Genomic DNA, 13,546 nt, shown 5'->3' on the forward strand with positions numbered 1-13,546 from the left:
CGCTCATGGTTCAACCATCGTTCAGGCATTGCCATGCAAGCCGGAGGCGGCGCGCGTAAAGCCCCGCCGCGATGCAGCGCGATTCGGCGCGATCACCCGTAACGGCCGCAGGGGCGTCGTCAGCGAGAGGTGATATGAAAAAGTGTGAGAGTGTGGACAAGGGCGCCCGCCACGAAACGATCCGGCAACGGGCATTCGTATTGGCCGACAGCGGCACGCTCGACGATTGGAAAGCGGTGGGCCGCGCACTCGGTACGTGTTTCGATGTCGTGGATATCGAGCGCGTTCTCGCCAGCCGTTTCTTTCGCCTGATTCTGGATCAGCGCTGTCGTGCGCGCCGCGAAATGGGCATCGACGATCAGACAAATGCCGGTTTAACGAACCAGGAAGACGCCAGCGATCCCGCTGAATTGGCCGTGGTCGATCTCGCGCCCGCTCACTCCCGTCCGCTCGCGCGCCACGTTCAGGCAGACGAAGCGAACACCGCGATACACGGCACGGTGCAGCCGCGCCTGAGTGGCGACATCGCGGCGTTGCTGGCGGACGGGCGCGAACTGACCGCTGCGCAAGTGGCACAGCAACTCGGTGCGGCCGTGCGCGAAGTGCAGGGCGCGCTTCAGTCCATGCTGGCCTGCGACGAAGTGCACGTCGCGCGACGCACGCCGCGTGGTGCGGGCGGGCGCAGCACGCGGATCTTCGCGATGGGGGGCAATACGGTTGCCGGCGCGACATCGGACTGGCCGCGCGCCGATCCGGTCGTGCTTCGCGCCATGGATGCGCTGGTTCGTCACGGCGGACGTTGAGGTCCGGCGCGGTCGCTCAATAGTCGCTTAACAGACGGTCAATACTTGATATCGCGTGCCGTCTGGCGACCTTGCTGTTTGGTGTCCCGCTTGTCCTGGCGGCATTGCGAGTTGCTTTTCTGGTTAGCCGCGCGGCAATCCTGCTTGGTATGACGCGAACCCTGCCGCGTGTCCTGGCGGACGTCGCGTCCCGCGCGCCGCTGCTGGGCCTGCTCGGTTGCCCAGGCGGTTTGCGACGACGCCATCGCGACCAGGGAAAACAGCGCAACCACGAATTTCAGGCTTGATGATTGCATGGCGATCTCTATAGCGGGTTGAATGGTGTGTCGGGCGGTGGTTTGCTATGTCGAAGGGTGCCACGTAGGGCGTTCGAGTCAATCGGACTTAGGTCCTAGCCTCATCGCGATGAGGGGCGCGAGCGCGGCCGGTCAGTGCAGTGAGAAGGTCGGGCGGCGATGATCATGCGCTTGCCCGGACTCAGGCAAAATGAATGCGAAGTGAACGCGATATTCGCGCCCGACCGGCGGTTTCGCACCGCTTGCGCCGCGTTAGTCGGACGCGTGGAGATGCGCTATGAAAAACTTTGCGGGAAAGGGTTCGACGTTTGCGGTGCTGGCGCTTTGGCTCGCGGGATGCGCCGCGCCCGTGCAGCAAACCGGGCCGCATCTGACGCCCACGGAATGCCGCGATCTGGCCGCGTTAAGCAGCCATTCGTCGCCGACCAAATCGCAGCGCCAAAGCGAGCTTTCGGCGCTGAGGAAGGCCGGCTACGACCCGTCGCCATGGAACGACGATCCCAATTACCCGGACGATTTGCACGAGGCGCAGCGCCTCGTCGCGCATTGGCGCGAAACGGACTGCCAGAATTTGCCGCCGGAGTGATTTACCGGTAATCAGCGCCGACTGATTGCTCCCGCATCGGCTTCGATGCAATCCGCAATGGACTGTCACGCCTTCACCACTCGACCACCACCTTGCCGAAATGACCACCGCTTTCCTGAAAGCGGAACGCATCGGCGAGTTGTTCGAGGCCGAAACTGCGGTCCAGAACCGGGCGAATACCGGTCTGCTCCAATGCGGCGACAAAATCCTGCTGCTGCTTGCGGCTGCCGACAATCAGGCCTTGCAGGCGCGCCTGTTTCGCCATGAGCACGGAAGTCGGCACATCGCCTTGACGGCCCGTGAGCACGCCGATCAGCGAAATATGGCCGCCCACGCGCACCGCATCGATCGACTGCGCGAGCGTGCCCGGCCCGCCCAGCTCGACGACATGATCGACGCCACGGCCACCGGTCAATTCACGCGCGGCGTTGCCCCATGCGGGCGTCGTGCGGTAATTGATGCCGTCGTCCGCGCCCAATGCACGCGCACGCGCGAGTTTTTCATCCGACGACGATGTCACGATCACGCGCGCGCCCATCGCCTTGGCAATCTGCAACGCGATGATCGACACGCCGCCGGTGCCGAGCGTGAGCACGGTGTCGCCCGCTTTCAATTGTCCGTCGCCGACCAGCGCGCGCCATGCGGTCAGACCGGCGGTGGTGATCGTGGCAGATTCGGCATGGCGCCAGCCGCGCGGCGCGTGCGTGAATGGGCTCGCGGGGCGCACCGCGTATTCGGCGGCGAATCCGTCGATGCCGTCGCCGGGCGTGCCCTGGAAATGGCCGACGTCGGCAAACGCAGGACCGGCAGGCCATTGCGGAAAGAAACACGACACCACGTGATCGCCGGGTTTGAATTCACTGACGCCCGCGCCGACGGTTTCCACGACGCCCGCGCCGTCGGCCATCGGCACGCGTCCGTCTGCGGTGGGAATGCCGCCGTTGGCGACCAGCAGATCGTGAAAGTTCAGCGAGGTTGCGTGCAGCTTCACGCGGATTTCACCCGCTGCCGGTTGGCCCTGATCGGGCAGGTCGGTCAGTTCCAGACGGTCGAGACCGCCCGGTGCGCGAACCACGATCGCTTTCATGTCTGTTGCTCCTTGCGCACGACGGAAACGAATCCGCCGAGCCCGTCTTGATGACCGTTGATCATCGGATTGGGTTGGGTGTGATGTATTTCAGGCGTTATCGGTGAAGCCGGGCGTATCGCCTTCCGGCCAGACGATAGCATTCATTCGCATGGAATCTCGCCAGTGTGTCCGCCCTCGCGGGGCCGGACGAGAAGTGAGCGAACCCGCAACGCACCGTATGGTGACACGTTGCCGGGAAGCGGGATGCCATGATGGCCGCAGCGCTGAAATCGATTCAATATCTGAATCGAATCGCCAGGGATACCGAATCAATTCAAAGCGCCGTGAAAATAAAAAACCCGGTTGCCAGGAAGGCAACCGGGTCGTCGAATCGCGGGCGTCACATGGAATGTGGCACGCTCGACAAGCCCCTTACCGAGCGAGGTCATCGCTCGCGCAGGGCGACTCTCATGGTGCGATCGTTACCGATCAGATCGGCTCAGATCAGAAGCGGTGACGGATGCCGACCGTGCCAACGACCTGCGAGCTCGACGACGATGCCGAGAAGCCGACGATATCCGCGCCGATGCCCGAGTCGCCCGTGTTGCTCACGTGCTGGTAAGCCGCTTCCGCGTACACGTCGGTGCGCTTCGAGAGCGCGTAGTCCGACTGCAGCGTGATCTGGTGGTACTTCGGATCGACGCCCTTCAGGCTCGCGTCCGTGTACGTGTATGCGCCCGAGAACGTCAGCGCCGGCGTCAGGTTGTAACGCGCGTTGATTTCATAGTTCGTGAAGCGCGCGCTGCCGTTGAGCGCCAGGCCCTCAGACGTACCCGAGTTCCCCGAGCTGATCGCCGACGCGTCGCTCAGTTGCGTCTGCGTGAAGACGAAGCCGACGTTCGCTGCGCCGAACGCGTAGTTCACGCCCGCGCCGTAGGTGCGCTGGCGGCCTGCCGTGAAGGTGGCGTCGCTGCTGACCGCGCCGCTCGAGTTGCTCGAGCCCGAGCCGTTGACCTGCAGGTAGCCGGCGCCGAACTTCAGGCCGCCGAATGCGTACGAGCCGCCCACGCTGTAAGCGCGGTTGTCGGCGAAGCCGTCAGCTTCGTTCGAGAAGCCATAGAGGGCGCCGAACTTGAAGCCGTTGTAATCGACGCTCTGGAACTTGACCGAGTTGCTGATACGGAACGAGTTGTTCAGGTTGTCGTTGTCGTACGGATGCGAGGCGATCGTGCCGCCGTATTGCGTGCCGTTGAGTGCGAGCGGCGCGAGATAGTCGACGACGCTGTCGTACTGGCGACCGAGCGTGAGCGAGCCGTACTGGTTGCTCGACAGGCCGACGAATGCCTGGCGGCCGAACATGCGGCTGTTCTGCTTGAGTGCGCCGCTCATGACGCTGAAGCCGCTTTCAAGCGTGAAGATCGCCTTCAGGCCGCCGCCGAGGTCTTCCTGACCCTTCAGGCCGAAACGGCTGCCGTTCAGCAGGCCGCTCGCGGCTTCGAATTGGTGTGCGCCGCCCGAGTTGCTGCTATAGGCAACGCCTGCGTCGATCAAACCGTACAGCGTGACGGTGCTCTGTGCGTGGGCGACGCTGGCAAAACCGGCGACTGCGACTGCGAGAGCGGAAAGGGTAGTCTTTTTCATCGTTACTCCATGGAATTGTTATTCGCTCGATGAGAGCGAGCGCGGAGCATAACGCGATATACAAAATTGTTTTTTACGCTTGTGGCCTGTGCGCCACGATTGATATCACCGATTGTTCGTTCTTATTCCCATTTATTACGTGATTGCGCTTTTCGATAGAAATACGCCGTAAACAAAGGGAGTTTTCTGCGTAGGTGGATAGACGAAAGCATCGTCGATGCGTGAATTTCACGTGCTTTTACCCGAAATATTCGTTAATCGAGATTACGAATTATTGCGAAAAACGAATAAGGACAGGAAATGCTCGCTATTCGAAATGAACCAATCGGCCGCGCGATTTCGACGGCGCTTTTCAATCAAATTTCAGGGAGCCGGGAGAGCGATACAAGAGGGCTGCAAGAGGGTGGCAAGAGCGCGAATGCGCGTCGCGCTTGCGGGATGCAGCGGCCGCTGTGACTGTGGCGCAACAGGTGACGGCATCTCGTATCGTCGTGAATTTTTACGCGCGTTTACGTGCTGATCGAGACGCTGATTCGCGCAGACGCTTGTCCCACAAGGCCCACCGGCTGGTCCCGTGCGCGCGCGGCGAATCGTAGCGCATTGAATTCTTACTGCGAGTTACGGCTTCCTCCGAATCTAACAAACCGCAAGGAGAATCATTCTCATTTGCAGTTATCATCGCGGCCTTTGATGCACATTGGGTCAATCGACCCGCCACCACGCTGCGGATAACCAACAATGAACCGAACCAACTCCTCACCCGCGCAGGCGTTTCGCCTGGCGCCGCTCGCCGCCGCGGCCATCGCCTTCGCGAGCCTGTCCGTGCAGGCCTATGCCGCCGACGCCACGACGAGCGACACCAGCAGCACGGACAACGCCCAGTCGTCGTCGGTGCTGCCCGCCGTGAGTGTGAAGGCGGATCGCGTCGCGTTGCCCAGCGACCTCGCGCCGGCGTATGCGGGCGGGCAGGTGGCGAGCGGCGCGTCGATTGGCGTGCTCGGCAAGCAGAAAATGCTCGACGTGCCGTTCTCGGTCACGAGCTACACGTCGAAGCTGATTCAGGACCAGCAGGCGCAGACGGTCGCCGATGTCGTCGCGAACGACCCGGCCGTGCGCACCGCGCTCGGCTACGGCAACTTCTCCGAGACGTACATCATCCGCGGCTTCCAGGTCTATTCCGATGACGTGGGCCTCGACGGCTTCTACGGCCTCACGCCGCGCCAGATGGTCGACACGGGCGCGATCGAGCGCGTCGATGTCTTCAAGGGTGCGAGCGCGTTCGTGAACGGCGCGGCGCCTGGCGGCTCGGGCGTGGGCGGCACGATCAACGTGCAGACCAAGGTCGCCGACGACAAACCCATCACGCGCGTGACCGTGGAAGGCAGCGCGTCGGGCGAACTCGGCACGCACGTGGACGTGGGCCGCCGCTTCGGCGACAACGACCAGTTCGGCATTCGCGTGAACCAGACCATCGTGGGCGGCAGCACGGCCGTGCAGAATCAGGACAGCCACTCGCAGCAGACCGCGATCGCGCTCGATTATCGCGGCGACAAGTTCCGCCTGAACGCCGACTTCCTCTATCAGAAGAACAACATCACGGGCGGCCGTCCGGGCGTGTTCGTCACGGGCGACGAGATGCCGTCCACGCCTTCGGCCAGCTACAACTACGGGCAACCGTGGTCCTACTCGAAGCAGGAAGACACGGTCGGCATGCTGCGCGGCGAATACGACATCGCGCCGAACTGGACCGTTTACGCGGGCGTCGGCGCGCGTCATACGACCGAACTCGGGCAGTACGAGACGCCCACCTACGATGCGGGCTCGACGACGGCGTATCGGATGAACACGCTGTTCAAGGAAAACGCGATCTCGGCGCAGACGGGCGTGCGCGGCAAGTTCAATCTCGGCCCGGTTTCGAACCAGGTGAATGCGGGCTGGCAGATCGAACGCATCGCGGAATACGGCGCTTATAACTGGAGCTACGGCCTGCCGTGGTCGACGAGCCTCTACAACACGGCGACGGTTGCGATCCCGGGCACCACGTATGGCGCGGGCGACTTCTCCGATCCGGGCCTGACGAGCACGACGCTGATGCGCAGCTTCGTGGTCTCGGACACGCTCGGCTTCTTCCATGACCGCCTGCTGTTCACGGTCGGCGCGCGTCGTCAGAACATCGTCGAAAACGGCTACGGATACGGCACGGAAACGCAGGACTCGGCCTATAACGAATCGGCGACCACGCCGATTCTCGGTCTCGTCTACAAGCTCCAGCCGAATCTGTCGATCTACGCGAACCGCGCGGAAAGCCTCGTCGAAGGCGGCACCGCGCCGAGCACGGCGGCCAACGTCGGCCAGGTGCTCGCCCCGTATCGCGCGAAACAGTACGAAGCGGGCATCAAGTACGACGCGAATCATTTCGGCACGGCGTTCGCGATCTATCAGATCAAGCAGCAGGTCGCGTACACGAACAGCGTGACCAACATTTACGCGGCGGACGGCATTCAGCGCCATCGCGGCGCGGAGTTCTCGATGTACGGCGAGCCGCTCAAGGGCCTGCGCGTGATCGGCGGCGTGTCGTATATCGACGCCAAGCTGATCGACACCGGCGACGCCTCGGAAGAGGGCAATCGTCCGATCGGCGTGCCGGCGTGGACCTTCAACGCGAACCTCGAATACGACGTGCCGCAGGTGCAGGGTCTCACGCTGATGGGCCGCGCGATCTGGACCAGCTCGCAGTATCTCGACACGGCGAATACGCAGAAAATCTCGTCGTGGACGCGTTTCGACGTGGGCGCGCGCTACAAGACGCAGATCCTCAAGCACGACACGAGCTTCAACGTGATGGTGACGAATCTCGCGAATCGCTCGTACTGGTCGTCGGCGCTCGGTGGTTATCTGACGCAGGCCGAGCCGCGCACGGCCTGGTTCTCGGTGACGACGGACTTCTAAGCGGAGCCATCGCGCATGCCGCGCATAGCTGCTATGCGGCATGCGCGCGCCCAGCGTTCTGTGCGGTGCGGATAATTTCAGGCAATTCGAAGCGCGTGCGGCCCAGCGGCTGAGCTCGCGCGACACCTTGAACAGGGAGCCTGAACTCATGTCTGAAACCGCCCAGCCGCGCAACGGCGGCCGCATCCTCGTGGACGCGCTCGTGCGCAATGGCGTCGATACCGTCTACTGCGTGCCCGGCGAAAGCTATCTGCCGGTGCTCGACGCCTTGCACGACGCGCATGGCGTGCGCACCATCACCACGCGCCACGAAGGCGCGGCCTCGAACATGGCCGATGCCTACGGAAAGCTGACGGGCCGCCCCGGCATCTGCTTCGTGACGCGCGGCCCCGGCGCCACGCACGCGAGCAACGGCGTGCATACGGCGAGCGAGGATTCCACGCCGATGATCCTGTTCATCGGCCAGGTCGAGCAGGACTTCATCGGGCGCGGCGCGTTCCAGGAAGTCGATTACCGCCAGATGTTCGGCGGCATCGCCAAGTGGGTCACGCAGATCGAAAGCGTGGAGCGCATTCCCGAGATCCTTGCGAAGGCGTTCAGCGTGGCGCTGTCGGGCCGTCCGGGTCCGGTCGTGATCGCGTTGCCCGAAGACGTGCTGTTCGGCTCGGCCGCCGTGGCCGACGCGCCCGCCGTGCGCATCGCGCATGCCGCGCCCGAACCGCAATCGCTCGACACGCTGCGCGAGTTGCTTGACGCCGCCGCGCGTCCGCTGCTGGTCGTCGGCGGCACGGGCTGGGACGGCGAGTCCACGGCCGCGCTCAAGCGCTTCGTGCACGCCAACAATCTGCCGGTCGCGGCGTCGTTCCGCCGCCAGGATCTGTTCGACAATCGCGATCCGCATTACGTGGGCCAGTTGGGCCTCGGTGTGTCGCCGAAACTTTCCGAGCGCGCGAAAGACGCCGATCTGGTGATCGTCGTCGGCTCGCGTCTCGCGGAAACGACGTCGTCGGGCTACACGGTGTTCGAAAGCCCGACGCCGAAGCAGACGATGGTGCACGTCCATCCCGACGCCGAAGAACTCGGCCGCGTGTTCCAGTCGCGTCTGCCGATTCACGCTTCGCTGCGCGCGTTCGCGCTGGCGCTCGACGGCGTCGCGCCGGTCGCGGCGGCCACGCAGCAGCGCTGGCAGGCATGGACCGAGTCGGCGCGTGCGGATTACGTCGCGCATTCGACGCCGCCCGCATCGAGCGGCGAGATTCAGGGCGTCGACCTCGCGCAGGTCGTCGCGCATCTGAACGACGTGCTGCCCGACGACGCCGTGATTTCGAACGGCGCGGGCAACTACACGGTCTGGGTGCATCGCTTCTATCGCTATCGCAGTCCGGCCACGGAACTCGCGCCGACCAACGGTGCGATGGGCTACGGCTTCCCGGCGGCAATTGCGGCAAAGATCAGGAATCCGGAACGTTCGGTCGTGTGCTTCGCCGGTGACGGCTGCTTCATGATGTATCCGCAGGAACTCGCCACGGCGGTGCAGTTCGGCGCGCCGCTGATCGTCATCGTCGTGAACAACAATATGCTCGGCACGATCCGCATGCATCAGGAGCGCGAATATCCGGGCCGCGTTTCGGCCACGCAATTCGTGAATCCCGATTTCGTGGCGATGGCGCAGGCCTTCGGCGCGCATGCGGAACGCGTCGAGCGCACCGAAGACTTCGCGGCCGCGTTCGAGCGCGCGCAGCGTGCGGGCGTGGCGGCGCTCATCGAGCTTCGCACCGATCCGCTGCAGATCACTCCCGCTAACCGTTTGAGCGCATGAGCATGACAATCGACATTCAAGGCATGATGGTCATCGGCGGCACGCCGGTGAAGGGCGCCGATGGCGTGACCTACGCGCACGCAGCGCTGACCGGCGAGGCGCTTGCGCCCGCATTCGGCTGCGCGACGGCCGACGACGTCGAGCGCGCCTGCACGCTGGCGGGCGAGGCATTCGACGCTTACCGCGCCTTGCCCGACGAGCGGCGTGCTGCGTTTCTCGAAGCGATCGCGCAGGCGCTCGTCGATCTCGGCCCGACGCTGACCGAACGCGCACACCTCGAAACCGCGCTGCCGATGGCGCGTCTCGAAGGCGAGCGCATGCGCACGGTGAATCAGTTGAAGCTGTTCGCGTCGGTCGTGCGCGATGGCCGCTGGCACGGCGCGATCATCGATCCCGCTCAGCCGCAGCGCGCGCCGCTGCCGCGTCCCGATCTGCGTCTGCGCCGCATCGGCCTCGGGCCGGTCGCCGTGTTCGGCGCGAGCAATTTCCCGCTCGCGTTTTCGGTGGCGGGCGGCGATACGGCTTCGGCGCTGGCCGCTGGTTGTCCGGTGGTCGCCAAGGCGCACCCGGCGCACCTCGGCACCTCGGAACTCGTGGGGCAGGCGATTGCCCGCGCCGCGCGCGAAACCGGCATGCCCGAGGGCGTGTTCTCGCTGCTGATCGGCGAAGGTACGGCGGTGGGCGAAGCGCTCGTGCGTCATCCCGAGATTCAGGCCGTGGGCTTCACGGGCTCGCGTCAGGGCGGGCTCGCGCTGCAGCGCATCGCGCAGGCGCGCGCCGAACCGATTCCCGTCTATGCGGAAATGAGCAGCATCAATCCGGTCGTGCTGTTGCCCGCGGCGCTCGACGCGCGCGGCGCACAGATCGCCAGCGAGTACGCCGATTCGATCGTGCTCGGCACGGGACAGTTCTGCACGAATCCGGGCATCGTGCTCGCGCTCGAAGGCGCGGCGCTCGACGCGTTCTGCGCGACGGCGGCCGAGGCCATCAGCGCGAAGGCTGCGACGACGATGCTCACGCCGAACATCCACGCCGCGTATTGCCGGGGCGTCGATCGTTTGAGCGCACTGGCGGAGGTAAAGATGCTCGCGAACGGCCGCGAAGCGGCGGGCGCGTTCGACGCGGTGCCCGCGCTGCTGCGCACCGATGCGCGCGCGTTCCTCGCGGAAACGGAGATGCAGGAAGAAATCTTCGGGCCGAGTTCGCTGATCGTGGCGTGCCGCGATCTCGACGAACTGCGCACCGTGCTGCGCCGCATGAGCGGCCAGTTGACGGCCACCGTGCATCTCGACGAAGCCGATCACGCGCACGCGAGCGCGCTGTTGCCGACGCTCGAACGCAAGGCGGGCCGCGTGCTGTTCAACGCGTTCCCGACCGGCGTCGAAGTCAGTCACGCGATGGTCCACGGCGGCCCGTTCCCGGCTACGTCGGACACGCGCACGACCTCGGTGGGCGCAACGGCTATCGACCGCTTTCTGCGTCCGGTCTGCTATCAGTCGGTGCCGGATACGCTGCTGCCGGAAGCGCTCAAGCAGGCGAATCCGCTCGACATCTGGCGTCTTTATGATGGCGATCTGACGCGCGATTAAGGTGCGACTGAAGCACGACTAACGCCACATTGATACGCCTGGATTCAGGCGTAAAAAGCAACGCCCGCGATGGCATCTCACGATGCGCTCGCGGGCGTTTTTCATTTTGACAGCGTGTTTTTAGCGCTGAATCGCGTCAGTCTTCCATAGGCGGCAGTTCTTCAGGCGCGCCCGGCGTCAACGTGGTGCCGGGCCAGTCGCCGGTCGTCACGAGATCCGCGGCCACGTCGCGAATCATCTGCGCCACGCTCCAGACGCCATCGGGCATCGTGCGGTTCTGCGGCCAGGCAATCGCCACGTCGCGCATGACGACGGGATTATCGAGCGGCACGCATTGCAATCGGCCATCGGCGACTTCCTCGATCACGGAGGCGGCGGGCAGCACCGTGCAGCCGCATTGCGCGATCACGAGGCGTTTCGTGAGCGAGATCGAGCCGTCGCATTCGAGCACGATGCGCGGCGTGAAGCCGTGGCGCGCCGCGAGCGATTCGACCAGCACGCGCAAGCCGTGATGCGTGCTCGGCAAAATGAGCGGCACCTGGCCGAGCATGCTCACGTCGATCGGACCTTCGGGCAGCGCGTAATTCGCGGGCGCGACGAGACAGATCTGTTCCGCGAGCAGCGTATCGAACTGCATCGCGCCGCGATGCTCGGGCACGTACATGACGGCCAGATCGATTTCGCCGTCGCTCAGGCGGCCGAGAATCTGGCTCGCGAGACCTTCGATAAAACGCACACGCGTGTTCGGATAACGCGCGCGCAGCCGATGGCCGAGGCTCGCGAACATGATGCGGGCGATGGTGGGTTGAGCCGCGATGACGAGACGCGTGGGGCCGCTTTCGACGCCGCTGCGCATCGCGCCGCGCGCTTCGTCGAGCGTGCGTTCGAGCGCTTGGGCATAACCGAGCAGTTGTGCGCCGCGCTCGGTGAGCCCGACGCCACGGCCGCTGCGGCGAAACAGGCGCACGCCCAGTTCGGCTTCGAGCACGGCGATGCGGCGGCTGACGGTGGACTGGTTCGCGCCCAGTTCCATCGCGGTGCGCGAAATGCTGCCGGTCTTCGCGACGTGGGCGAAGACGGCGAGGTCGTCTGAGTTCATGGGCGATTCACGAGCGGGTATCGGCGGTGCCGCGCGCCAGGGCGGGCGCGGCCGATACGGATTACGCAAGTGCTCGTTATATCACGCGCGAACCGGAAGCTGACGTTTTCCTTGATGCGCAAAGGGACGCGGCGCGTGGCCGGGAATCGTTCGGAGACCCAGGCACGCGCCGCTTTCAGGCGAGGCTAAGCAGCAGGACAATCAGGCTTGCCCTTCGAGTTGCTTGTTACGCGTTTCCGGCAGGAAGACGGCGACGATGAACACCACCACATACGAAGCCGCCGCCCACACGCCAATCGACTTCGCCAGCCCGACCGAGGCGCTCGTGATGCCGACCGCGGCGGGCACCAGCGAGCCGATGCCGCGGCCGAAGTTATACGAGAAGCCGCCCGCCGAGGCGCGGATCTGCACCGGGAACAGTTCGGTGAAGCAGGCGCCCATGCCGGAGACGATGCCCGACTGGAACAGACCGAGCGGGAAGCCGAGCACCAGCAGCGCGGACAGCGGCAGATGCAGCTGCGTGTAAGCCAGCACCGTGAGCGTCGCGCCCGCTGCCGACAGCGAGAAGGTCCAGCGGCGGCCGATCGCATCGCTCAGATAGGCCATGCCCACGTAGCCGCAGAACGAGCCGAAGATATTGACCGCGAGGTACATCGTCGTGAGGTTGACGGTCAGGCTCTGCGTTTCGCGCAGGTAGGTCACGAGCCACGTGAGGATCGTGTAGTTGCCGCCGAGCGCGCCCGCTGCCATCGCAGAGGCCAGCAGGGTGCGCGGCAACACGCTGGGCGCGAAGATACGGCCGAAGGTGTCGAACAGACCGCTTTGCGCGCGGAATTCCGCTGCCGATTCGAAGGCCGCCGATTCGTCCACATTGCGGCGCATCCACAGCACGAGCAGGCCCGGCAGAATGCCCAGCAGGAACAGCAGGCGCCACGCATATTGCTCGGGCAGCGCGCTGAACAACACCCAGTAGAGCAGCGCGGCGAGCGCATAGCCCACGGGCCAGCCGCTTTGCACGCAGCCCACGGCGCGTCCGCGAATGCGCTTGTCGACGACTTCGCCGATCAGGATCGCGCCCGCCGCCCATTCGCCGCCGAAGCCGAGGCCCTGAAGGCTGCGCGTGAACAGCAGTTGATGGAAGCTGTTCGTGAAGGCCGAGAGGCCGGTGAACAGCGAGAACCACAGAATCGCGAGCTTGAGCACACGCACGCGGCCGATACGGTCGGCGAGCACGCCCGCAATCACGCCGCCCACGGCCGAGGCAACCAGCGCCGAGGTGCCGATCACGCCGGCCTGTGCCTTGGTCATGTGCCAGGCGGTGAGCAAAGTGGGAATGACGAACGCGAAGAACTGCACGTCCATGGCGTCCAGGACCCAGCCGAGAAAACAGGCCCAGAAGGTGCGCCGCTGGGAGGAATTCATGGTGCTGTACCACGTCTGCATGAGGCTGATCTCCAGCGCAGGCTGCTGCCCGCTTTGTTCTATATCGAAGGTTGGGCCAAGGATGCCCGAACCGTGAAATAACTTGTGATGGTGATTATGCGGTCATGCCCGATTGCCGCCCTTGCGTATGACGCATAGCAGATATGCGAAAAAAGATAGAGTGCGCAACGATCGCTGTGGAATGCTCAAGTTTCAATCGATGCTGCCGTAGACGGAGGCAACGGCACGAATTTGAATTCCTCTGTTCTTTCA

10 protein-coding genes are annotated in these 13,546 nt (G+C 64.5%); 5 read left to right on the forward strand and 5 right to left on the reverse strand.

What is annotated here, in order from left to right; genetic code table 11:
* Positions 1-71: 71 nt before the first annotated feature.
* Positions 72-803 (forward strand): hypothetical protein, encoded by a 732-nt coding sequence (locus LDO54_RS15495; protein WP_224011572.1) that lies wholly within the window; start codon positions 72-74, stop codon positions 801-803.
* 38 nt (positions 804-841) lie between these two features.
* On the opposite strand, the gene LDO54_RS15500 is transcribed toward LDO54_RS15495, so the two are convergent.
* Complete coding sequence (locus LDO54_RS15500) at positions 842-1,048, reverse strand: hypothetical protein (RefSeq protein WP_224011604.1); 207 nt, start codon at positions 1,046-1,048, stop codon at positions 842-844.
* 328 nt (positions 1,049-1,376) lie between these two features.
* Here LDO54_RS15500 and LDO54_RS15505 point away from each other — a divergent pair, with 328 nt between their 5' ends.
* Complete coding sequence (locus LDO54_RS15505; protein WP_224011573.1) at positions 1,377-1,685, forward strand: DUF4148 domain-containing protein; 309 nt, start codon at positions 1,377-1,379, stop codon at positions 1,683-1,685.
* A 73-nt stretch (positions 1,686-1,758) separates the two neighbouring features.
* Here the strand turns inward: LDO54_RS15505 and LDO54_RS15510 are convergent, their stop codons facing one another.
* Positions 1,759-2,772 carry a zinc-dependent alcohol dehydrogenase family protein gene (locus LDO54_RS15510; RefSeq protein ID WP_224011574.1) on the reverse strand — a complete coding sequence of 338 codons (1,014 nt, stop codon included), beginning with the start codon at positions 2,770-2,772 and terminating at the stop codon, positions 1,759-1,761.
* A gap of 486 nt (positions 2,773-3,258) precedes the next feature.
* Positions 3,259-4,395: a porin gene (locus LDO54_RS15515; protein ID WP_224011575.1), complete on the reverse strand. Its 1,137-nt coding sequence runs from the start codon at positions 4,393-4,395 to the stop codon at positions 3,259-3,261.
* A 738-nt stretch (positions 4,396-5,133) separates the two neighbouring features.
* Here LDO54_RS15515 and LDO54_RS15520 point away from each other — a divergent pair.
* The 3 genes from LDO54_RS15520 (at position 5,134) to LDO54_RS15530 (ending at position 10,752) form a co-directional block, all read left to right on the forward strand.
* Positions 5,134-7,344, forward strand: coding sequence for a TonB-dependent receptor (locus LDO54_RS15520; protein WP_224011576.1), 2,211 nt, complete (start codon positions 5,134-5,136; stop codon positions 7,342-7,344).
* Between the two features lie 148 nt (positions 7,345-7,492).
* Positions 7,493-9,163 carry a thiamine pyrophosphate-binding protein gene (locus tag LDO54_RS15525; RefSeq protein WP_224011577.1) on the forward strand — a complete coding sequence of 557 codons (1,671 nt, stop codon included), beginning with the start codon at positions 7,493-7,495 and terminating at the stop codon, positions 9,161-9,163.
* 2 nt (positions 9,164-9,165) lie between these two features.
* Positions 9,166-10,752 carry an aldehyde dehydrogenase (NADP(+)) gene (locus tag LDO54_RS15530; protein WP_436975598.1) on the forward strand — a complete coding sequence of 529 codons (1,587 nt, stop codon included), beginning with the start codon at positions 9,166-9,168 and terminating at the stop codon, positions 10,750-10,752.
* 136 nt (positions 10,753-10,888) lie between these two features.
* Here the strand turns inward: LDO54_RS15530 and LDO54_RS15535 are convergent, their stop codons facing one another.
* Together LDO54_RS15535 and LDO54_RS15540 are read right to left on the reverse strand one after the other, a co-directional pair.
* Positions 10,889-11,851, reverse strand: a complete 963-nt coding sequence (locus LDO54_RS15535; RefSeq protein WP_224011578.1) for a LysR family transcriptional regulator — start codon at positions 11,849-11,851, stop codon at positions 10,889-10,891.
* Between the two features lie 201 nt (positions 11,852-12,052).
* On the reverse strand, positions 12,053-13,294 hold the full coding sequence (locus LDO54_RS15540; RefSeq protein ID WP_224011579.1) for an MFS transporter: 1,242 nt from the start codon (positions 13,292-13,294) through the stop codon (positions 12,053-12,055).
* Positions 13,295-13,546 lie beyond the last annotated feature (252 nt).

The sequence above is a fragment of the Paraburkholderia tropica genome (assembly GCF_914484835.1).
Classification (GTDB): domain Bacteria; phylum Pseudomonadota; class Gammaproteobacteria; order Burkholderiales; family Burkholderiaceae; genus Paraburkholderia; species Paraburkholderia tropica_A.